At 64.6% G+C, this 21,099-nt stretch carries 23 protein-coding genes; 15 read left to right on the top strand and 8 right to left on the bottom strand.

Annotated elements, in window-relative coordinates:
- From Q0O05_RS03275 to Q0O05_RS03255, 5 genes are all read left to right on the top strand, one after another.
- Positions 1-543 (top strand): CheB methylesterase domain-containing protein (locus tag Q0O05_RS03275; protein WP_293660462.1); only part of this gene is annotated, 543 nt, incomplete at its 5' end.
- Positions 544-562: 19 nt separating this feature from the next.
- Positions 563-1,042 carry a chemotaxis protein CheX gene (locus Q0O05_RS03270; RefSeq protein ID WP_293660461.1) on the top strand — a complete coding sequence of 160 codons (480 nt, stop codon included), beginning with the start codon at positions 563-565 and terminating at the stop codon, positions 1,040-1,042.
- Positions 1,039-1,479 carry a response regulator gene (locus Q0O05_RS03265; RefSeq protein ID WP_293660460.1) on the top strand — a complete coding sequence of 147 codons (441 nt, stop codon included), beginning with the start codon at positions 1,039-1,041 and terminating at the stop codon, positions 1,477-1,479. Before Q0O05_RS03270 ends, Q0O05_RS03265 begins: the two co-directional genes overlap by 4 nt.
- A gap of 10 nt (positions 1,480-1,489) precedes the next feature.
- Positions 1,490-1,885: a response regulator gene (locus Q0O05_RS03260; protein ID WP_293660459.1), complete on the top strand. Its 396-nt coding sequence runs from the start codon at positions 1,490-1,492 to the stop codon at positions 1,883-1,885.
- 38 nt (positions 1,886-1,923) lie between these two features.
- Positions 1,924-2,424, top strand: a complete 501-nt coding sequence (locus Q0O05_RS03255; RefSeq protein WP_293660458.1) for a response regulator — start codon at positions 1,924-1,926, stop codon at positions 2,422-2,424.
- Between the two features lie 52 nt (positions 2,425-2,476).
- Here Q0O05_RS03255 and Q0O05_RS03250 read toward each other — a convergent pair whose 3' ends face one another.
- Both Q0O05_RS03250 and Q0O05_RS03245 read right to left on the bottom strand, forming a co-directional pair.
- Positions 2,477-3,010: a flavodoxin family protein gene (locus Q0O05_RS03250; RefSeq protein WP_293660457.1), complete on the bottom strand. Its 534-nt coding sequence runs from the start codon at positions 3,008-3,010 to the stop codon at positions 2,477-2,479.
- Positions 3,011-3,074: 64 nt separating this feature from the next.
- Positions 3,075-3,776 carry a pirin family protein gene (locus Q0O05_RS03245; protein WP_293660456.1) on the bottom strand — a complete coding sequence of 234 codons (702 nt, stop codon included), beginning with the start codon at positions 3,774-3,776 and terminating at the stop codon, positions 3,075-3,077.
- A 110-nt stretch (positions 3,777-3,886) separates the two neighbouring features.
- Here Q0O05_RS03245 and Q0O05_RS03240 point away from each other — a divergent pair, with 110 nt between their 5' ends.
- The 3 genes from Q0O05_RS03240 to gluQRS all read left to right on the top strand — a co-directional run bounded on the left by Q0O05_RS03240 (position 3,887) and on the right by gluQRS (position 6,841).
- Positions 3,887-4,828, top strand: coding sequence for a LysR substrate-binding domain-containing protein (locus Q0O05_RS03240; RefSeq protein ID WP_293660455.1), 942 nt, complete (start codon positions 3,887-3,889; stop codon positions 4,826-4,828).
- Positions 4,829-4,889: 61 nt separating this feature from the next.
- The gene (locus Q0O05_RS03235; RefSeq protein WP_293660454.1) at positions 4,890-5,933 is read left to right on the top strand and encodes an FAD-dependent oxidoreductase; all 1,044 of its coding nucleotides are present in this window, start codon (positions 4,890-4,892) and stop codon (positions 5,931-5,933) included.
- On the top strand, positions 5,930-6,841 hold the full coding sequence (gluQRS, locus tag Q0O05_RS03230) for a tRNA glutamyl-Q(34) synthetase GluQRS (RefSeq protein ID WP_293660453.1): 912 nt from the start codon (positions 5,930-5,932) through the stop codon (positions 6,839-6,841). Before Q0O05_RS03235 ends, gluQRS begins: the two co-directional genes overlap by 4 nt.
- Positions 6,842-6,857: 16 nt before the next feature.
- Here the strand turns inward: gluQRS and Q0O05_RS03225 are convergent, their stop codons facing one another.
- A complete protein-coding gene (locus Q0O05_RS03225; protein ID WP_293660452.1) occupies positions 6,858-8,570 on the bottom strand; it encodes a methyl-accepting chemotaxis protein in 1,713 nt (570 codons plus the stop codon).
- Positions 8,571-8,885: 315 nt separating this feature from the next.
- Here Q0O05_RS03225 and trmB point away from each other — a divergent pair, with 315 nt between their 5' ends.
- Both trmB and Q0O05_RS03215 read left to right on the top strand, forming a co-directional pair.
- On the top strand, positions 8,886-9,650 hold the full coding sequence (trmB, locus tag Q0O05_RS03220) for a tRNA (guanosine(46)-N7)-methyltransferase TrmB (protein ID WP_293660463.1): 765 nt from the start codon (positions 8,886-8,888) through the stop codon (positions 9,648-9,650).
- Between the two features lie 7 nt (positions 9,651-9,657).
- On the top strand, positions 9,658-10,623 hold the full coding sequence (locus Q0O05_RS03215; RefSeq protein ID WP_293660451.1) for a pseudouridine synthase: 966 nt from the start codon (positions 9,658-9,660) through the stop codon (positions 10,621-10,623).
- 24 nt (positions 10,624-10,647) lie between these two features.
- On the opposite strand, the gene pabB is transcribed toward Q0O05_RS03215, so the two are convergent.
- Positions 10,648-12,501, bottom strand: coding sequence for an aminodeoxychorismate synthase component I (gene pabB / locus Q0O05_RS03210; RefSeq protein ID WP_293660450.1), 1,854 nt, complete (start codon positions 12,499-12,501; stop codon positions 10,648-10,650).
- A 123-nt stretch (positions 12,502-12,624) separates the two neighbouring features.
- On the opposite strand from pabB, the gene dinG reads away from it, so the two are divergent.
- Positions 12,625-14,796: an ATP-dependent DNA helicase DinG gene (gene dinG, locus Q0O05_RS03205; protein ID WP_293660449.1), complete on the top strand. Its 2,172-nt coding sequence runs from the start codon at positions 12,625-12,627 to the stop codon at positions 14,794-14,796.
- Between the two features lie 52 nt (positions 14,797-14,848).
- On the opposite strand, the gene Q0O05_RS03200 is transcribed toward dinG, so the two are convergent.
- Together Q0O05_RS03200 and Q0O05_RS03195 are read right to left on the bottom strand one after the other, a co-directional pair.
- Positions 14,849-15,409 (bottom strand): lipocalin family protein, encoded by a 561-nt coding sequence (locus tag Q0O05_RS03200; RefSeq protein WP_293660448.1) that lies wholly within the window; start codon positions 15,407-15,409, stop codon positions 14,849-14,851.
- Positions 15,410-15,460: 51 nt separating this feature from the next.
- A complete protein-coding gene (locus Q0O05_RS03195) occupies positions 15,461-15,820 on the bottom strand; it encodes a DUF2237 domain-containing protein (protein WP_293660447.1) in 360 nt (119 codons plus the stop codon).
- Between the two features lie 133 nt (positions 15,821-15,953).
- Between Q0O05_RS03195 and Q0O05_RS03190 the strand changes: the two genes are divergently transcribed.
- Genes Q0O05_RS03190 through Q0O05_RS03180 form a run of 3 tightly spaced genes read left to right on the top strand, consistent with a single transcriptional unit; the run spans position 15,954 to position 16,872 of the window.
- Positions 15,954-16,160 carry a hypothetical protein gene (locus Q0O05_RS03190; protein WP_293660446.1) on the top strand — a complete coding sequence of 69 codons (207 nt, stop codon included), beginning with the start codon at positions 15,954-15,956 and terminating at the stop codon, positions 16,158-16,160.
- Entirely contained in the window at positions 16,157-16,627 is a 471-nt protein-coding gene (locus tag Q0O05_RS03185; protein ID WP_293660445.1) for a DUF3429 domain-containing protein, read from the top strand. The genes Q0O05_RS03190 and Q0O05_RS03185 overlap by 4 nt, the downstream gene beginning before the upstream one ends.
- Positions 16,624-16,872 (top strand): TIGR03643 family protein, encoded by a 249-nt coding sequence (locus tag Q0O05_RS03180; protein WP_293660444.1) that lies wholly within the window; start codon positions 16,624-16,626, stop codon positions 16,870-16,872. The genes Q0O05_RS03185 and Q0O05_RS03180 overlap by 4 nt, the downstream gene beginning before the upstream one ends.
- Before the next feature lie 57 nt (positions 16,873-16,929).
- On the opposite strand, the gene Q0O05_RS03175 is transcribed toward Q0O05_RS03180, so the two are convergent.
- Complete coding sequence (locus Q0O05_RS03175; RefSeq protein ID WP_293660443.1) at positions 16,930-17,706, bottom strand: ferredoxin--NADP reductase; 777 nt, start codon at positions 17,704-17,706, stop codon at positions 16,930-16,932.
- Between the two features lie 132 nt (positions 17,707-17,838).
- Here Q0O05_RS03175 and Q0O05_RS03170 point away from each other — a divergent pair, with 132 nt between their 5' ends.
- On the top strand, positions 17,839-18,231 hold the full coding sequence (locus tag Q0O05_RS03170; protein ID WP_293660442.1) for a thioredoxin family protein: 393 nt from the start codon (positions 17,839-17,841) through the stop codon (positions 18,229-18,231).
- Between the two features lie 27 nt (positions 18,232-18,258).
- Here the strand turns inward: Q0O05_RS03170 and alaS are convergent, their stop codons facing one another.
- A complete protein-coding gene (gene alaS, locus Q0O05_RS03165) occupies positions 18,259-20,910 on the bottom strand; it encodes an alanine--tRNA ligase (protein ID WP_293660441.1) in 2,652 nt (883 codons plus the stop codon).
- Positions 20,911-21,099 lie beyond the last annotated feature (189 nt).

The following is a 21,099-nucleotide window of genomic DNA, read 5'->3' as shown; positions in this document are numbered from 1 at the left end:
TCCACCGGCGGCGTGGAGGCGCTCAAATACCTGCTGCCCCACCTGCCCGAGGGCCTGCCGCCGATGGTGGTGGTGCAGCATATTCCGGCCAACTTTTCGCGCACCATGGCCCAGCATCTGGATGAGCTGTGCCCGTTTCCGGTCCGCGAAGCCGAAGACGGCGAAGACCTGGTGAGCAACACCTGCCTGATTGCGCCGGGCAACAAGCATTTGGTGCTGGTACCAAGCGCCCGCGGCTACCGCGTCAAGCTCACCGTGTCGCCGCCGGTGCACCACTGCCGGCCTGCGGTGGACATTTTGTTCCGCTCGGCGGCTGAGCTGGCCGGGCGCGATGCAGTAGCCGCCTTGCTGACCGGCATGGGGGTAGACGGCGCCCGCGGCCTGCTGGCGCTGCGCTCCGCCGGTGCCAGAACCATGGCGCAGGACGAGCGCACCAGCGTCGTCTTCGGCATGCCGCAGGCTGCCATTAAGCTGGGCGCGGCCGAGCAGGTACTTCCCTTGAGCCACATGCCGCATGCCATCGTGCAGGCCTTGGCAAAATAAACCGCAACCAGGAAACAAAATGCATCCCATCGCCGCCGGACCCATTGTTGAAAACGCCGTGACCGAAGTGTTGCGCGTTCAATTCGGACTGGACGCCGAGCCGGTGAGCAAACCCAGCCCTGTCATCGAGGGCTATGCCTCGCACCTCGCGGGCACAGTGCACATCACAGGCAGCCGCGTGCAGGGCAACCTGAGCCTGGCCATGCCCGACGCTCTGGCCAACAAGCTGGTGGCACTCATGGTGGGCGGCAGCGAAGACGATGACATTGCCGCCGAGGACAAGGCCGATGTGGCCGGCGAAATCTGCAACATGCTGGCGGGCCAGATCGGGCAGGCACTCTCTAAAGGCGGCTATTCCAACGACCTGAGCGTGCCAGAAGTCCAGCAAGGCTCGGGCGACTGGAACACCACGCTGCTGGACAACCCCGAATACAAGGGCGTGTGGCACTGCGCAGGCCTGCCACTGGTTCTTAACCTGGCGCTGCGTCTCGAGCCATGAGCGTACGTATTCTTAGCGTCGACGACAGCGGCATGGTGCGCAAAGCGGTGCGCCGTGCGTTTGCGCCCTTTGCCTGCGACGTGGTGGAAGCCGAGAACGGGCAAATCGCGCTGGAATCGGCGGGCCAAACGCCGCCCGACCTGATCGTGCTGGACTACAACATGCCGGTGATGAACGGACTGGAAATGCTCGTCGCCCTGCGCGCTGACCCCCAGCTCAAGCGGACCAAGGTCATCATGCTGACCGCCAACTCGAACCCGGAAACGGTAGCTGCCGTGGGCAGGCTCGGGGTGCGGGACTACATCACCAAACCTTTTGAAGCCGAGACCTTGGTTACCAAGGCGGCGCGGCTGGTGTCACTGGTACCTAAGGCCGAAGCACCTGCCCCCGCGACGAGCGACACTGCGACGCCGGCTGCACCCCCTCCTCCTATTTAAAGACGCTCCTATGACTCTCAAAATTCTTATCGTTGACGACAGCAGCATGGCCCGCAAGGCGGTCAAAACCGCATTCAAGTGGTATGACTGCCAACTGTTTGAAGCAGCGGATGGTCGGGCCGCGCTGACAATGACCCACAAGGTGCAACCCGACCTGATCGTGTTGGACTACAACATGCCCCTGATGGACGGGCTGGAATTTATGCGCGAGATTCGTGCGGACTCAGCGCTGGATGGCGTGAAGGTTTTGATGCTGACCTCAGCCGTACAGTCCGACTTGGTGGTATCCATGGCGCGTGCCGGCGTGAATGAATATGTGCCCAAGCCGTTCCAGGCGGACGACCTCATCACCAAGGCCTCGCGCCTGGTAAGGCTCACTACCGGCTCGAGTGCCGAAGGCTCCTGATTACCTTATTTAATTCCCCTTAGACAAGGAAACTCACCATGAATCCCAACATCCTGATCGTCGATGACAGTGGCATGGTCCGCAGGGCGGTAGCCCGTTCGCTGGCCGGCTACGAGTGCAATTTGTACGAGGCCGAGAACGGCATGATTGCCATGAAGATGATGGACAAATACAACCCGGCCCTGGTGATTCTGGACTACAACATGCCCGGCATGAATGGCATGGACGTGCTCCAGGCCATGAAAGAAGAAGGCTTGCTCAAGAAGACCAAGGTGATGATGCTGACCGCCAACAAGACGGCAGAAACCGTAGTGGCGATTGCCCGCATGGGTGTGCGCGACTACCTGACCAAGCCATTTGAGGCCAAGCAGATCATTGAGCGGGTCAACAAGCTGGTGCCCCTGCAACTCTCGCCCACCGTGGCCATGGGCGCCGATGGCCCGGTGGACATGGGAGCCGCGGTATTGCCCACGGGCCGTATTGACGACGCCACCCCGCCCGCCGACGACGGACCCGCCGGCGAAGCCCCCGAAGCATAAAAAAAAACCCGCTGATGCGGGCTTTTTACTGCCGGAGAACCGGAGTACCGGATTAAGCCTTGAACTTGGCGGTGATGGCTGCGATGCGCTGGCCGTAAGCCTTTGCGGTGTCCAGGTCGCCTTGCGGAATGTCTTCCGCAGGGCTGGTGGGGCCGACTTGGGCCATCACGCCGGAGTTGGAACCGATGCGGTTGATGGTGCCGTCGTTCATGGCGGGCTGACCGACCCAGATCATGCCGTGCTGCTGGGACAGGGTGATGAAATACTGGAGGGTGGACAGCTTGTCCCCGCTGGGGCTGGCAGAGATGGTGAAGCCGCCGGCCACTTTGTCTTTCCAGGCGGTGGTGAACCAACGCTTGCTCGACGCATCGGCAAACTTCTTGAACTGCCAGGAGGCCATGCCCATGTAGGTGGGCGAGCCGAAGATAACGGCGTCAGCGGCATCCAGAGTGGTCCATTGGTCATCGGTGATGTCGCCATTGGCGTCGATGGTGATCAGCTCGGCGCTGGCACCTTCGGCCACGAATTGCGCCACGCGTTGGGTGTGACCGTAACCGGAATGAAAAACCACTGCTACTTTTGCCATGAGATAACTCCTAAGAGGGCTAAAAAGGCGGCGCGCACTGGCTGCGCGCACCGCGGGGAAAAAATCAGGCGGCCAGGTCAAAGACCAGCACTTCGGCGTCCTGCCCGTTGGACAAAGCCACTGCGGCTTCACCGCTGAGCAATGCCGCATCGCCGGCTTGCAAGGCTTGCCCGTTGACAGACACCGCACCCCGCAGCACCTGCACATAGCCTTTGCGGGCAGGGTCCAGCGCAACGCTGGCCGCCTGCTGGCCATCGAGCAGACCGCTGTACAGCTTGGCGTCGGCGTGAATCACCACGCTACCCTCGGCGCCATCGTTAGAGGCCACCAGCTTCAGGGTGCCCTGCTTGTCGGAAGCCGCAAAGGTTTTTTGCTCGTAGCTGGGGGGAATGCCGGTGACGTTGGGCTCGATCCAGATCTGGAAGAAATGGGTTGTGTCGTTTGGCGCGTGGTTGAACTCACTGTGCATGACGCCGCTGCCAGCGCTCATGCGCTGCACGTCGCCGGGAGGGATTCCCTTCACGTTGCCCATGCTGTCTTTGTGGGCCAGATTGCCCGACATGACGTAGCTGATGATCTCCATATCGCGGTGGCCGTGGGTGCCGAAGCCGGTTCCGGGCGCGATGCGGTCTTCGTTGATGACGCGCAGGTTGCCCCAGCCCATGTGGGCGGGGTCGTAATAGCCGGCAAACGAAAAGCTGTGGAACGACTTGAGCCAGCCATGGTCGGCATAGCCGCGGTCTTGCGATTTACGAATGGTCAACATGTGCGAGCCTCCGGGTTGCGATGGCCTGAACTTTAGGGCGGGCGAGGCGGGAAGGCTTGCATGGTGTTTGATGGCATCATTCAAAAAAACTCAATTAAAGGGCCCCGACCATGCAAACTGCACGCGACTTTTTGACCCCCGATGCGCTGGCCATGCTGCAAAGCATTGCCAAGGCGGGCAGCTTTGCGGCCGCGGCCCGCGAAATGGGCATGGTGCCCAGCGCCCTGACCTACCGGGTACGCCAGATTGAGGATGCGCTGGACGTTCTGCTCTATGACCGCAGCTCCCGCCAGGCCCGGCTCACCGCCGCCGGCGCCGAGCTGCTGCGCGAAGGCGCGCGCCTGCTGGAGGAAATTGACGCGGTGGCCAACCGCGTCAAGCGTGTAGCCACCGGCTGGGAGCCGCAGCTCACCATTGCGGTGGACACGGTGATTTCCAAGCCGGTAGTGATGGAGCTGTGCGAAAGCTTTTTCAGCCTCGCGCCGCCCACTCGTATCCGCATCCGCGAGGAGACCCTCTCCGGCACGCTGGAGGCGCTCACCAGCGGGCAGGCCGACCTGGCGCTGGGTGTGGGCCCGGACTCGGCCCGCACGGCCGGCGTCCACAGCAAACCGCTGGGCATCATTCCCTTTGTGTTTGCGGTGGCCCCTCACCACCCGCTGGCCCGGGTTGCCGAGCCGCTCAGCGACGAGCTGATTCAAAAACACCGCGCGGTGGCGGTGGCCGACTCGGTGCAGCGCGGCAACGGCCAGACCTACGGCCTGCTCAGCGGACAGGATGTTTTCACCGTGCCCACCATGCAGGCCAAGCTGGACGCCCAGCTGCGCGGACTCGGCGGAGGCAACCTGCCGCGCAGCATGGCCGAGAGCTACATCAGCACCGGCCGGCTGGTGGTTAAAAAAACCGAGCGGCCCCAGCGCACCGTACCGCTGCACTACGCATGGCGGCAGACCAAGACCATCCACCAAGGGCAGGCGCTGGCCTGGTGGCTGCAACAGCTGGAGAGCGAAACCACCCGCAGCGCACTGGTGGAGGAACACCGCAGCGCGTAAACAATTTTGCGCTGCACCAGCGTGTATAAAGAGGCCATTCACACCACAGGAGTCTGCGCCCATGACCACTTCCCGACACATTGCCATCGTGGGCGCCGGCATGGCGGCCATCACCTGTGCGCGTACGCTGGCCCAGGCCGGCCACCAGGTCACTGTGTTTGAAAAAAGCCGCGCCGCCGGCGGCCGCATGTCGACCCGCGAGAGCGCCTTCGGCACCTTTGACCACGGCGCGCAGTACTTCACCGTGCGCGACGAGCGCTTCACCCGGGCCCTGCAAACCACACCGGGCATGTGCCGCCCCTGGAGCGCGAACTCGGTGCGCCTGCTGGACTCGCACGGTCGCGTGGCTGCGGCCGCCCTGCCCGGGCGGGATGCGCACTGGGTGCCTACCCCGGGCATGAATGCGCTGGTGCGCGCCTGGGCCCATCCTCTGGCGGAGGCCGGTCGTTTGCTGGTGAACACCCGCGTGGCCGCCATTGAGCAAGACGCCATCAACATCAACCTGTGGCAGCTGCGCACCGAGGGCGAAGGCGGCAGCACCCATGTGCACAGCGGCTTTGATGCGGTGCTGCTGGCCATACCGCACCCGCAGGCGCAGGAGCTGCTGGCCACAACGCCCAAAGGCGCGCCATTGGCCAAGAAGCTCAACAAGGTCACGGTGGCCCCGTGCTGGACCATGATGCTGGCCTACCCGCAGGCGGTGCAGCCCGGCCTGACCACCCTCGGCCCGCACTGGAATGCCGCCCGCAGCACCCACCACCGCATTGCATGGCTGGCGCGCGAGTCGAGCAAGCCCGGGCGCGGCAAGGTAGAGCGCTGGACGGTGCAGGCCAGCGCCGCCTGGTCGCAAGAGCACTTGCACGACAGCCCCGAGCGGGTGCAGGCCAAGATGATGAAGGCGTTTTCCGAGATTTCCGGCATCTACGCCGAGCCCGCGCTGGTGCAAATGCACCGCTGGCTTTACGCCAAAACCGAGACCCCGCTGGGCGACGCCTACCTGTGGGACGCCAAGGCCCGCATCGGCCTGTGCGGCGACTGGTGCATCGGCCACCGCGTCGAAGACGCCTTTGTCTCGGGCCTGGAAATGGCACTGAAAGTGGCGTGACGCCGGGGTACACCGGGCGCTTTGCCCCCTCCCCCACGGGCCCGCTGCATGCGGGCTCTTTGCTTGCAGCCCTGGCCAGCTGGCTCGACGCCCGCGCCCACAGCGGCCGCTGGCTGGTGCGCATCGAAGACCTGGACACGCCGCGCTGCGTGAGCGGCGCTGACGCCTTCATCCTGCAGCAGCTCGCCGCCTGCGGCCTGCAGCCCGATGAGCCCCCCTTGTGGCAAAGCGCGCGCAGCAGCCACTACCAGCTGGCCTTGACCGCGCTGCAAGTGGCCGGCATGGCCTACCCCTGCACCTGCTCGCGCAAAGACATTGCCCAGGCGCTGGCCGCTGCCGGCAGCAGCAGACCCCGCCATGGCGAACTCATTTACCCCGGCACCTGCAGGCAAGGTGTGGCGCAGGAAAACTCTGCCGCGAGACGGCCGGGCCCGGCCTGGCGGTTTCGCACCGACCTGGCCTCACGCTCGAGCAACCCGGCCTGGCACTGGAGCGACCGTCGGCTGGGGCCGCAACAGCAGCAGCTCGAAGCTGAGGTGGGCGACTTTGTGCTGCTGCGCGCAGACGGGCTGTGGGCCTACCAGCTGGCGGTGGTGGTGGACGACGCGGCGCAGAGCGTGACCCATGTGGTGCGGGGCGAGGACCTGGCCGACAACACCGTGCGCCAAATCGCCCTGCAGGCCGCACTCGGCATGCTCACACCCATTTATCTGCATACCCCACTGGTGCGCGGCCCCGACGGCGAAAAACTGAGCAAGCAAAACGGCGCCCAGGCGCTGGACCTGCGCGACCCGCTGGCCGCTTTGCAGGAAGCGGCAACGGCGTTGGGGCTGGGAGAGGTGAAGGGAAACACCGCGGATGCACTGGCCACCTGGGTGGCGCAGTGGCGCAGCGTGTGGGGCGCCTGAGCGCCCCGCCGAAGGCTTAGCTCAGCATCAGGCGCTTGCCGTCGTTGCCCAAGGCCTTTTTGCCGGCCTGGCTGGCCGAGGGCTTGTTGCTACCGATGGCTTGCTGGGTGCGGTTGCCCAAGGCGGGCTGGTTCGTGCCGCCGATGGCCGGTGCGCTGCCACGGCCGGAGCTGCTGGACGAGGTGGTGTAGGTTGCATCAACCGCGTTGAAATGCGCCATCGCTTGCACCAGCTCGTCGGCCTGGGTCTTGAGGCTGGAAGCCGCAGCGGCCATTTGCTCGACCAGGGCTGCGTTTTGCTGGGTGACCTGATCCATCTGCGTGACCGCCTCACCCACCTGCGCAATACCGCTGGACTGTTCGCGGCTGGCGGCGTTGATTTCGCCCAGGATGTCGCTCACCCGGCGTGTGGCCTGCACCATGTCGACCATGGTGGTGCCGGCGGTGTCGGCCAGTTCGGCACCGCGGGAGACGCGGTCCACGCTGGCTTCGATCAAGATCTTGATTTCCTTGGCGGCTTCAGCCGAGCGGCCGGCCAGGGAGCGGACTTCCGAGGCCACCACTGCAAAGCCACGACCTTGCTCGCCGGCGCGGGCAGCTTCTACCGCAGCGTTCAGAGCCAGAATATTGGTCTGGAAGGCGATGCCTTCAATCACGCTGACGATGCCGGCGATCTGGCGCGACGATTCATTAATGCCCTTGATGGTGTTAACCACCTCAGACACGGCCGCACCGCCGCGCTGGGCGACTTCGGCTGCGTTCTTGGCCAGTTGGTCGGCCTGACGGGCGGAATCGGCGTTTTGGCCTACGGCTGCGGTCAGCTGCTCCATCGAGGCGGCGGTTTCTTCCAGCGCGCTGGCCTGGCTTTCGGTGCGTGCGGACAGATCCTGGTTGCCTTGGGAGATTTCGGCGCTGGCGGTCGCCACGCCGTTGGCGATGGTGCGCACCGAGCTCACGGTGGCGTTCAAATCAGCGCGCATGGTCTGCAGCGCGTCTTGCAGCACGCCCAGGCTGTCGGTGCGGCCTTCGTCCATTTGCACACGGCTTACCAGATCACCGGTGGCAATCAGCTTGGCAGCGTCGGTGCTGGCATGCACCGGCTTCTGGATGCTGGCCACCACAAAGCGGTACACCGCATACACCAGCAATCCGGCCACAATCGCGGTCAAGAGCATGACGTTGGTGCTGAGATCGTGCGCGCGATCGTTGTCTTTGATGGACGTTTCTGCGAACTGATTGGCCTGGACGACTGTTGCGTCCACGCCATTGCGGTGCTCCAGGTACACAGCGTGGACTGCCGGCAAGTTGGCCTTGGCAGCGTCGAGCTGGCCGGCAACTGCGGGCTCCACCACTTTGCTGCGCGCAGCGGCCAGAAAGGTCTGGCCCGCGGTGTGTTGAGCGCCCAGCAGCTTGGCATCCAAGCCAAAGGAGGGCGTCTTTTTCCAATATTCCACACGGTCGGCGTACTCTTTGGCGAGCACTTCAAAGCGCTTTTGGCCATCGGCCGCAGACAGGCTGCCGTCAATCACCAGAGACAGCACGAGGCGCGCCTCAATCAGGTACAGCGGCGGGGGCAAAATATCCGCCACCACGTCTTTGGCCACGAACACCTGATACGCGGCGCTGTCCATCTTGTTGACGAAGAAATACCCTTGTACCGCTACCAGCACGGAAGCCAGCACGCCAATCGTGCCCAGCAGGCTCAACACAAAACGCAAAGACTTGAACATTGCCTCACTCCTTAAATGCGACCACGGCAACTACCGCTCGCTGCCCGTCAAAGCCCCAAAGCGGTGCGCGCTGGATCCGGCGGACGCGCCCTGAAGCGCAGTCAGAAATTCTAAACACAAATTGATGAAATTTGTTGCTATTTAGGAAATGTGTGGAATCCGGAATCGGCACCGGACGTCGCAAAGTAGGTCGCGCCCGACACCACCCTGCCTACAATGCGCCACCATTCCCTGAGCTCCATGACAACCACCCCCGCCCCCGACGAACTCCCGCCCACCGACGCAGCTGCACCAAAAGAGGGCGGCAAGCCGTTCATGCGCACCATCCGCAGCTTTGTAAAGCGCGCCGGCCGCATGGGTGGCGGGCAGGAGCGGGCCATGGCCGAGCTGGGCCCGAAGTTTCTGGTGCCCTACCAGGCATCTGCTATTGATTTTGAAGCACTCTTCGCAATGTCAGCGGGCGATAGAGCCCAAAATGATGCCAAAAACAGCGCTTCATGCGAGCCGCTGCCTGCTCCGGTGGCTCCTGCGGTGCCCGGGCCGGTGGTGTTGGAGATCGGCTTCGGCATGGGCGAGGCCACCGCCAAGATTGCGCTGACGCTGCCCGACACCCGTTTTTTGTGCTGTGAAGTGCACGAGCCCGGTGTGGGCGCGCTGCTCAAACGCATTGGCGAGAACGACATCCGCAACATCCGCATCTGCAACCACGACGCGGTTGAGGTGATTAACCACATGCTGCCGCCGGCCTGCCTGGACGGCGTGCACATCTTCTTTCCCGACCCTTGGCACAAAACCAAGCACAACAAGCGCAGGCTGATCCAGTCGCCGCTGGTGGCCAAGCTGGCGGCGCGCCTCAAGGTGGGCGGCTACCTGCACGCCGCCACCGACTGGCAGCCCTACGCCGAGCAGATTTTGCAAGTGCTCAGCGACGAGCCCAGCCTGCGCAACCGCGCCCTGCTCACCCACCCCGAGCTCGCCGGCTACGCGCCCAAGCCCCACTACCGCCCGCTTACCAAGTTCGAACACCGCGGCATCAAACTCGGCCACGGCGTGTGGGACCTGGTGTTCGAGCGGGTGTAGGCGCACTTTGCCGCCCCGCCTCCAGCCACCAGCCCCGGCTTCGCGCCACGGTGTGCGGCCCAGCGTGGTGGTGGTCACCCCGGGCGGCGGCTCCTGCCTGCTGGATTTTTTTGTTGCGCGCTTTGCCGCGGTACCCGCTGCCGTATGGCAGGCCCGTTTTCAGGCCGGCGACATCACCTACGACTCCGGCGAGCGCGCCCGCACCACCGACCCCGCCACCGCCGGGCGGCGCCTGTATTACTACCGCACCGTGCCCGACGAGGCGCTGATTCCGTTTACCGAAGAAGTGCTCTGGCAGGACGCGCACCTGCTGGTGGCCGACAAGCCGCACTTCCTGCCGGTGGTGCCCAGCGGCAAGCACCTGCGCGAGACATTGCTTGTGCGTCTTCAAGAGCGGCTGGGCCTGCCGGAGCTCTCGCCGATTCACCGTATCGACAAGGACACCGCCGGGCTGGTGCTGTTTTCGGTGCGGGCGGTGGACCGCAATGCCTACCAGGCCCTGTTCCGGCAGCGGCAGGTGGGCAAGGTGTACGAATGCATCGCCCCCTGGAACCCCGCCCTGCCCTGGCCGATGCGCCGCGAGAGCGGCATCGGGCCCGCAGCACACTTCATGCAGCAGGCCGAGGTGGGCGAAACGCAGGACGGGGGGGCCGGCGGGGTCAATGCCATTACCGAGATTGCGCCACTGGAGGTGCACGGCAATCTGGCGCGCTACGCGCTGCGCCCGCTCACCGGCCAGCGCCACCAGCTGCGGGTGCACATGAACGCGCTGGGGCTACCGCTGCTGTTTGACGGCATTTACCCGACCCTGACGCCGGAGGGCGCCAACGACTACAGCCGCCCCTTGCAGCTGCTGGCGCGCAGCCTGGAATTTATTGACCCGCTCACCGGCCAAAACCGGCACTTTGAGAGCCGGCGCAATTTGCTGCCGCTTGCAGAGATTGACCAAAAAAAGCATCAAATAGCGCTGTAACGCCCGCTACTATTGCGCGAGCAGCTATTCATTTGGTAGCAAAACCGCGTCCAGCCAGCCACGCAGGCTGTTGATGAAGGCCAGCCCCTGCGCCTGTGGCAGCTCGTCCAGACGCACCACCCGCTCCTGCAATGCCCCGCTCTGCAGCAGCAGCGCGCGCCCAACCCCCGGCAGCAGCCCGCACGACAAGGGCGGCGTGACCCAGCGGCCGTCCAGCAGCAGCGCAATGTTCCCGCGAGTGCACTCGGTCAGCTCGCCCTGCGGGTTGTAGAGCAGGGTGTCGAAGCAGTCACTTACCGCGCTGGCGTCCGCCCCCCGGAGCTTGTCGCGGGGGCCCAGTTGGCGGGGGTTGAAGTGGGGGTTGAAGTGCGCGTCATAGTGGGCGCGGCGGGTCGTCTTGAAGCGCACAAATTCGCTGTGCGCCTCATGCAGCGGGCTGCCGGCCAGCCGCAGCCGCACCGGGGTCGGCGTGTCGGGCAGCGCAAAGGCTTGCGCGGCATAGGCACCGCGCGGCCCCAGAAGCAGGCGCACCCGCCAGGCGCCACGGGGGTGCTGCTGCGCCACACCGTCAAGCGCCTCGCGCGCGGCGGCACCGTCCCAGGCAAAGCCAAAATGCGTCGCCGCCTGCGCCATGCGCTGCAGATGCAGGGGCTGATGCGGCATGGCGCCATCGCGCAGGGCCAGGGTTTCCAGAATCTCAAACGGCTGGCTGGCCCGCTCCAGAAACAGGCGCTTGTTGGCCCACTCGGCCCATTCGCCAGCGCTCTGCGCGTCATGCGTGATGCCGCTGCCAATGCCGCAGCGGGCCGTGCCGCCACGCAGGGTGACGGTGCGTATGGGCACATTGAAGGTGGCGTGCCCGCCGGGCCGCAGCAGCCCCACCGCACCGCAGTACACACCGCGCGCATCGGGCTCCAGCGACCGGATCTGGCGCATGGCCTGCACCTTGGGCGCGCCGGTCACCGAGCCGCAGGGAAAGAGGGCCGCAAAAACACCCCACAGCGTGGTGCCTGCGCGGGTGCGGGCCACCACGTCCGAGGTCATTTGCCAGACGGTGGGCAGGGCCTCGAGGTGAAACAGCCGCGGCACCTCTACGCTAAAGGGCTGCGCCAAGCGGGAGAGGTCATTGCGGATCAAATCCACGATCATCACGTTCTCGGCCTGCTCCTTGGCGCTACTGCGCAGGCGGCTGGCCTGGTCCGCATCCTCTGACGCAGTAGCGCCGCGCGGGGCGGTGCCTTTCATGGGGCGGCTCAGAATGCGCTGGCCATCCCAGTCAAAAAACAGCTCAGGCGATACCGACAACACCTGCTCGGGGCCCGTGTCGATAAAAGCGCCATAACCCTGCGGCTGCGCCCTCCGAAGGGCCTCGTAAAAGGCGAGTGGGCTGCCGGCAAAAGGCGCGTGCAGCCGGGTGGTGAAGTTCACCTGGTAGAGATCGCCGGCGGCAATGGCGGCATGAATGGTCGCTATCTGCGCATCAAATTCGGAGCGCTGCAGCGGCATGCTCCATGGCACCAGCGGAGCGGGCCCGGCTACCGGATCGACGACGGGCACGTCGGTAGGGTCTTCGGCGGGCAAGGAGGTATCGGGCAGCGGCCGGGCGTGCACCCCGAACCAGACCAAGGGGCCGTCCGCCGGGTGCACCTGGAGCGCCGCATCAAAGGCGGGCGCGGCCTCGTAGCGCACAAAACCCACGCACCACAGGCCCTGGCGGCTCAGCGCGTCGGCCTGCTCCAGCACTTGCCGCACTTCGGCCACGCTGTGGGCCTGCAGCACCTGCTGAGGTGCCCCGAAGAGCAGCCTGTTCGGTGCGGCGCCGGCGCTTGATGAGGCCTGGGGGTCTTGAAACTCAATGATGGCGCTGGCGGCTGACATTCGGGGAATTATCGGGCCAGCCGGTATAGTCAGCGCTCCTCTTTGGGCCCCTTTGGCTCCCTTTGACTCCCCTCTGCTCCCCTAATCGCCCACCACTTCGCCACCCTACTTCGGCCACCACTTTTGAGTTCTGATTTTTCGACCCTCGCGCCTGAGAGCGCGGCCCTGGCCCGCCACGCGCTGGCAGCGTTTGACCAGGTGGTGGGCGGCACGGCGGGCTTCCGGCGGCGCCCGGGCCAGCACCAGATGGCCGGGGTCGTGGCTTCCACGCTGGCGCAGGCCACCTTGGGAGAACACCCCCACCCCACCAAAGCGATTGCGGTCATTCAGGCCGGCACCGGCGTGGGCAAGAGCGCGGCCTACGCCAGCACCGCCATCGCCATGGCGCTGGAGCGCAAGACCCGCGTCATCATCAGCACCGCCACCGTGGCGCTGCAAGAGCAGCTGATGACCAAGGACCTGCCGGGGCTGGCCCGCGCCATGGACCAGCCCTTTGCCTTCGCACTGGCCAAGGGCCGCGGCCGCTATGTCTGCAAAGTGAAACTCGAGCGGCTGGTGGGCAGCGGTGCGGCCGAAGAAGACTTGTTTGACGACCTGGCCGGCGACGACAGGCCGCGGCCCAAGATCAGCGCCCTGTCGCAAGAAGCCATGGAAGAACGCCGCCAGGCCCTGTTAGAGAACATGGCCCACCAGCTCGCCACCGCCAGCTGGGACGGCGACCGCGACACGCTGGCCGAGACCCCCGACCCGCGCGACTGGTCGGCGGTGGCAGCCGAGCGTCACACCTGCACCGCGCGCCACTGCCCGCGCTACAAAGAATGCAGCTACTACAACGCCCGCACCAGGCTCGCCGAGGCCCAGGTCATCGTGGCCAACCACGATCTGGTGCTGGCAAGCCTGGGCATGAAGACGCTGCCCGACCTGGACAACTGCCTGGTGGTGTTTGACGAGGGGCACCACCTGCCCGCCGTTGCGCTCGATCAGTTCGCCAGCAGCATGGACCTGTCCAACCTGCGCTGGCTGGACAAGGTGCCCAAGACCATGAGCGAAGTGGCCGGCAAACTCGCCCTGCACTTGGGCGAAGACGTGCAGACGGTGACCAGCCAGATCAAGGGTGCGCTGACGTCGGTGGCGCGCATGGCGATGGATCTGGTGTGGGCCCACACCGGGCAGAACGCGCGCGGCGAGGGCAACGACGGCACCTTGCGGTTTGCCAACGGCGCCTTGCCCGAAGCCCTGCATGAGCCGGTGCGCCAGATTCAGGCACAGGCCACGGGATTGTCCAAAGCACTCGAGGAGCTGGGTGTGGCGGTGAAAGCCATCGCCAAAGACGATCCGTCTCAGGCCGTGTTGTGCGCGCAGCTGTATGCGCAGCTCGGTGGCATTGCGCCGCGCCTTGGCAGCCTGGTGAGCACCGCCAACTTACTGCTCGAACATGGCGAACAGCCGCTGGCCAAATGGCTGCAGGCCGAAAGCGACAACGGCTACCTCACCCTGACCGCGCATGCCTGCCCCATCGTGCCGGGCGACCTGTTGCGGCAATTTTTGTGGAGCCAGGTGCGCGGAGCGATTGTGACCAGCGCGTCGCTCACCAGCTGCGGCAGCTTCGACTACTTCCTGAAGGAAGCCGGCCTGTCCAACAAAAACTACGTCTCTGCCATCGAGGTGGCCAGCCCCTTCAACTACGCCAAGCAGGGCAGCCTGACGGTGGTGCACACCCGGGCCGACCCCAAACACGCAGACGCCTACACCGCCGAGATGGTGCGCGCGCTGATGGACGACATTGAGCAAGTCCGCCGCGGTGCGCTGGTGCTTTTTACCAGCCGCGCCCAGATGCGCGCTGCCACCGAGGCGCTGCCCGGCCACATGATGGACATGGTGCTGGTGCAGGGCACGCAGTCGCGCACGCGTCTTTTGGCCGCACATGCCGAGCGGGTTGAGGGCGGACTGCCCTCGGTGTTGTTCGGGCTGCAGAGCTTTGGTGAAGGTCTGGACCTGCCTGGCGCGCTGTGCGAGACGGTGTTTATTGCCAAGTTGCCTTTTGCGCCGCCCAGCGACCCGGTGGACGAAGCCCGCGCCGAATGGCTGCGCAGCGTGGGCCGCGACCCGTTCAACGAGCTGGTGATTCCGGCCACCGGCGTGAAACTCCTGCAATGGACAGGCCGCGCCATCCGCACCGAAGAAGACCTCGCCCGCGTGATCTGCTACGACAAGCGGCTCACCCAAACCAGCTACGGCAAGCGCATGCTCGCGGGCCTGCCGGCCTACCGGCTGGAAGCTCGGCTACCGGATTAAGGCGCGCCGGCCGGCTTGGGTTGCGCCTGCAGGCGTGTTCGCCGCCCGCTCGCTAGTCCTGCGGGCTCGACTCGAGTCGCTCAATATCAAACCCGCGCTGCGCCAGGCGGCCCAACAGCGCCTGGTAGACCGCGTAGTCCACCCGCGAGGTGCGGGACAGGATCCACAGGTACTCTCGCTTGGGCTCGCTCACCGCCACCAGACGGTACTGCGGGTCGATGTCAATCACCCAGTAATCGCCCCAGACAAACGGCAGAAACGACAACCACGACGGTGCAAAGCGCACCTCCAGCTTGGGCGAGCTGGCAGGCCCCGGTTGGCGTGCGGAGCCCACCGCCTCGGTGGTCTGTCCGTCCGCGGTCACGCAGCGGTTGAGCACCCGGACCGTGCCATCGGGCTGCGCCTGGTAGTCCGCACGGGTGTTGCGGAAGCATTTTTTCTGAAAGCTGTTGGGGTACTTGGCAATCTCGTACCAGGTGCCCATGTAGCGAGGCAGCTCGATGCTTTCAACCGGCTGGAGTGGCGCCGGCACGGCGGGTTGCCCCGCATGAACCCAGCCCGGGTCCAAACCCCACACCAAGCCCAGACACACCAGAAGAAGTTTGTTTTTCATGCCCCCAGTATGCCTAGGAACACACATCGCGGTGTGCGGCAGCGCACCGACCTAGAGCGCGTATTCCTTTAGCTGATCGAGGCCCACACGCTCGAGTGCATGGGCGTTGGTGGCCTCCAGATGCACCGGCGGCGCGACGCCGGCCTCCAGCGCCTCCAGCCAACGGTTGACGCACAGGCACCAGCGGTCCCCGGGGCGCAGACCGGAAAAGCGGTACTCCGGCCGGGGGGTGACCAGATCGTTCCCGCGCTTCAGAGAGTACGCAAGGAACTCGGCGGTGACCTTGGCGCACACCACATGGGTGCCGTGATCGTGCGCATCGGTGTTGCAGCAACCGTCGCGAAAATAACCTGTCAGCGGGTCGTACGAGCAGGCCTGTAGCGCAGTGCCTAAAACATTGAGAGCGGACATGGTGAACTGGCTTTCTGAAGTCAGGGAAAAAGCCCCCCCGCAAACGGGCGGTGCTGATTCCAGCAAAATTGAAGCCACGGATGCTGCCACAGCGGCCCACGATTTTGTTTCACACGGATATTCAGGACACCCCATGGAAGACGACGAACGCTGCTGCGGCACCGGCACCGGCACCTGCATCATCAACGCAGAGGGACTGTGCTGGTGCGGCCAGCAATGGAACGGCACCGCCATGTGCCGCCCGCCCTTAGATGCGCTGTCAGATGCGGCCCCTGGGTCGGCCCTAGGGTCTGCCGGTGGATGGGCAGATGCCGGGTCAGGATCAGGCGATACACCATGAGCACACTGCCCGAAACACTGCCCAATACTCCGCTGCAAGACGCTCCCCTGCCCCGCTGGGCGGCAGCACTGGGTTATGCCGGTTTGATTCCCTTCGTCGCGCTGGCCGCGGCTGCCTGGATGGCGCCGGCGGCCTACCGTGGGCAGGCGGCCTTTGCCCTGCTGGCCTACGGAGCAGCGATTGCCAGCTTCCTGGGCGCGATCCACTGGGGCCTGGCGATGCGCGGGCCGCTCGCGCTGCAAGCGGGTCCGTTTTTGTGGGGGGTGTTTCCCAGCCTGGTGGCGTGGGTGGCATTGCTGATGCCCGTATCGCAAGGGCTGGTCACGGTGGCCCTGCTGCTGGGCATTTGTCTGGCGGTAGATCGGCGCATCTACCCGGCCTATGGTTTGGGCGCATGGCTGGGTATGCGGCTGCACCTGAGTGTGGTGGCGGCCCTGAGCCTGCTGTCAGGCAGTCAGGTCGCATGACGCTTACCGACGCAGACGTTTCCCGCATCGTCGAGATGGCGTGGGAGGACCGCACGCCGTTCGAGTCCATCGAGGTGCAATTCGGTTTGAATGAATCGGGCGTGATTGCCTTGATGCGCTCCCACATGAAGCCCAGCTCGTTCCGCATGTGGCGCAAACGCATGGCCGGGCGGGTGACCAAGCACCGCGCGCTTCGCTCGCCCGAGGTACAGCGGCACCGCGCCCGCCACACCCGCCAGGCATAAAAAAGGCCTGCAAGCAGGCCTTTCATCCGTCGAGGCGGCTCACCCGAGCCCATCGTCTTATTGCTCGACGAACGCACGCTCCACCACGTAGTCGCCCGGCGTGGTGGTGTTGCCTTCCTTGAAGCCTTTGGCGTCGAGGATTTCGCGCATGTCTTTATTCAGGCCGGGGCTGCCGCAAATCATGATGCGGTCAACAGCCGGGTCCAGCGGCGGCAGGCCCAGGTCAGCGGGCAGCTTGTTCGATTCAATCAGCGTGGTGATGCGGCCCTGGTGCTCAAAGGCTTCGCGGGTGACGGTCGGGTAGTAGAGCATCTGCTTGGTGACCATCTCACCCAGGAACTCGTGCTGCGGCAGCTCGGTTTTGAAGTAGTCGTAGTAGGCCAGTTCTTTGACCTCGCGCACGCCGTGCACCACGATGACTTTTTCAAACTTTTCGTAGGTCTCAGGATCGCGCACCACGCTCAAGAAAGGCGCAAGCCCGGTGCCGCTGCCCAGCAGGTACAGGTTTTTGCCAGGCAGGAGGTAGTCAATCAGCAAGGTCCCCGTGGGCTTGCGGCCCACCACAATCTTGTCGCCGACCTGGATGTGCTGCAGCCGCGAGGTGAGCGGGCCGTCTTGCACCTTGATGCTCAAGAACTCAAGGTGTTCCTCGTAATTGGCGCTGACGATGGAATAGGCGCGCAGCAGCGGCTTGCCGTTGTCCTGCATCAATCCAATCATGGTGAAGTGGCCGTTCGAAAAACGCAGCGCCGGGTCCCGCGTGGTGGTGAAGCTGAACAAGCGGTCTGTCCAGTGGTGTACGCTTAAAACTGTTTCTTCCAGAAATGCACTCATGGGGGCCTTGTTGGGGGTCAAAATGGGGCGCACCACAAGGCCGGACACGGCCTGGGGCGGAACCCTCTATTGTAAAACTTCATACCCACGAAGCCTGATATAGCGATATTGATTTGACTCATGAGCCAGCGTATGCCAGAGCCCACTACAACCTCCGCCACTGCCCTCACCGCTAGCGCCGGCACCACTGATTTTTCCGGCCTGCTGGTCGCCTGCCTGTGCGCCCAATGGTGCGGCACCTGCACCGAGTACCGCCCCCTGTTCGCCGCCCTGCAAACTGAATTTGCAGGAGCGCGATTTGTGTGGGTCGATGTGGAAGACGAGGCCGATTTTGTTGACCCGATCGAGGTCGAAAACTTCCCCACCCTGCTGATTGCGCACGGCGCAGACGCCCGGTTTTTTGGTACCGTCACGCCGCACCTGGACACCTTGCGCCGCCTGCTGCACGCAAGCAGCGAAGCGGGCGCCCGCAGCGTGGCTGATGCCGAGGCGCAGGCGCTGGCGCAGCGGCTCGAGGCGCGGTAGGCGCTTCACCGCTCAACGGTCGGGCGCTTACAGCTTCGCAGTCACCCAGGCCTGCACGCTGGCCAGTGCGCCGGCCAGTTTGGCGGGCTCGGTGCCGCCGGCCATGGCCATGTCGGCCTTGCCGCCGCCCTTGCCGCCCACCTGCGAGGCCACAAAGTTGGCCAGCTCGCCGGCTTTGACCTTGGGCGTGGTGTCGTTGGTCACACCGGCTGCGATCTGCACCTTGTCGCCATCCACCGCGCCCAGCACGATGACCGCGGTTTTGAGCTTGTCCTTGAGCTTGTCCATGGTGTCGCGAAGGGTTTTGGCATCTGCACCGTCCAGCTTGGCAGCCAGCACCTTGACCCCGTTCACCTCGACCGCACTGCTCATCAGCTCATCGCCCTGTGCCGAGGCGAGCTTGCCTTTGAGTGCGGCAATTTCTTTCTCCAGCGCCTTCACCTGGTCGACCATCTGGCCCAGCCGGTTGCCCAGCTCGGCCACGGGGGCCTTGAGGGTGGCGGCTGCTGCGTTCACCGTGTTTTCCAGGTCTTGCACATACGCCAAAGCGCCCTGGCCGGTGATGCCCTCAATACGGCGCACACCCGCTGCCACGCCGCCTTCAGCCACCACCTTGAACAAACCAATGTCGCCGGTGCGGCCCACGTGGGTGCCGCCGCACAGCTCGGTGGAGCTGCCGATATCGAGAACGCGCACGGTTTCGCCGTACTTCTCGCCAAACAGCATCATCGCGCCGGTTTCCTTGGCGGCTTCCAGGTCCATCAGGCGGGCCTGGGTCTGGGCGTTGCCGAGGATTTCGGCGTTGACCATGGCTTCAATCTGCTGCACCTGCGCGTCTGTCACTGCGGCGTTGTGTGCGAAGTCGAAGCGGGTGCGCTCGGCGTTCACCAAGCTGCCTTTCTGCTGCACATGATCGCCCAGCACTTCGCGCAGGGCTTTGTGCAGCAAGTGGGTGACCGAGTGGTTACGCTGGGTGGCCGCGCGGCGCTCGGCGTCCACCTGGGCCGTCACCGTGTCGCCCACCTTGAGGCTGCCGGTAGTTAAGCAGCCATGGTGGCCGAACACATCGGCCTTGATTTTTTGCGTGTCACCCACCTCGAAACGGCCGGCGTCTGACAGCACCGCGCCTTCGTCGCCCACCTGGCCGCCGCTCTCGGCGTAAAACGGTGTGGAGTCCAGCACCACAATGCCGCCTTGACCGGCTTTTAGCTCGCTCACCGGCGTGCCCTCTGCGTAGAGCGCTACGATTTTTGATATTTTGCTGAGGTGCTCGTAGCCCACGAAGGTGTTGCCTTCGCCGGTGTATTCCAGCGCCTTGTCCATCTTGAACTTGCCTGCGGCGCGGCCCTTGGCCTTTTGCTGCTCCATGGCGGCGGCGAAGCCTTCGCTGTCCACTTCGACACCGTTTTCGCGGCACACATCGGCCGAGAGGTCAAGCGGGAAGCCGTAGGTGTCGTGCAATTTGAAGGCCACCTCGCCGGGCAGCATCTTGACGCTACCAGTGGCTTGGCCACCGGCCCCGTTGGTGCCGAGGGCTTCATCCAGAATCTGCATGCCGGTGGCGAGCGTCTCAAAGAATCGCTCTTCTTCGACGCGCAACACTTCGGTGATGCGGGCTTCCTGCGAGGACATGTGGGGGTAGGCAGCGCCCATCACCTGCACCAGGTCTTTCACCAGCTTGTGAAAGAACGGCGTTTTCTGGCCCAGCTTGTAGCCGTGGCGGATGGCGCGGCGCACGATGCGGCGCTGCACATAGCCGCGCCCTTCGTTGCTCGGAATCACGCCGTCGCTCACCAGGAAGGCGGTGGCGCGAATGTGGTCGGCAATCACGCGCAGGCTCTTGTTGCCCAAATCGGTGCAGCCGGTTTCGCGGGATGCGGCCCGGATGAGGGTGTCAAACAGGTCAATCTCGTAGTTGCTGTGCACGTGCTGCAGGATGGCGGCCAGTCGCTCCAGGCCCATGCCGGTGTCCACGCACGGTGCGGGCAGCGGCGTCACCGCGCCGGTCTCGTCCATGTTGAACTGCATGAACACGTTGTTCCAGATTTCGATGAAGCGGTCGCCGTCCTCGTCCGGGCTGCCGGGCGGGCCGCCGGGGATGTGGTCGCCGTGGTCGTAAAAAATCTCGGAGCACGGGCCGCAGGGGCCGGTGTCAGCCATCATCCAGAAGTTGTCGCTCTTGTAGCGGCCGCCTTTGTTGTCGCCAATGCGGATCACCCGCTCGGGCGGCAGGCCGATTTCCTGAGTCCAGATGTTGTAAGCCTCGTCGTCTTCGGCATACACCGTCGCCAGCAGGCGCTCAGGCGGCAGCTTGTAGACGGTGGTCAGCAGCTCCCAGGCCCACTTCAGCGACTCGCGCTTGAAATAGTCCCCGAAGCTCCAGTTGCCCAGCATCTCGAAGAAGGTGTGGTGGCGGGCGGTGTAGCCCACGTTTTCCAGGTCGTTGTGCTTGCCGCCGGCACGCAGGCAGGCTTGCACCGAAGCGGCGCGCACATAAGAGCGCTTGTCGCTGCCCAGGAACACGTCCTTGAACTGCACCATGCCCGAATTGGTGAACATCAGCGTGGGGTCGTTGCCCGGCACCAACGGGCTCGATGCCACGACGGTGTGGCCTTTGGAGGCAAAGAAGTCGAGGAAGGTTTTGCGAATGTCGGCAACACTCATTACGGGCTGGGTCATGTCGGAATTTCTTCGAGGGATGGATCAATGGAGCCCGCTATTATCGCCGCCCGTTTTCGCGCCTTCGCGGGGGCGAAAACGCGACCTTCACAAGGGTTTTTCCTGTTGCGCGGGGGGCGCTTTGGGCGAAAACATCGACGCCTGACAACCTGAGTGCGGGACAGTCGCACGGCGGGAAAACTAAAACAT

It is taken from the genome of Rhodoferax sp. OV413, from assembly GCF_945881795.1.
In the GTDB taxonomy this organism is placed as follows: domain Bacteria; phylum Pseudomonadota; class Gammaproteobacteria; order Burkholderiales; family Burkholderiaceae_C; genus Allorhodoferax.
Note: the sequence above shows the minus strand (reverse complement) of the source record. Positions and strands in the feature narration are given on the sequence as shown.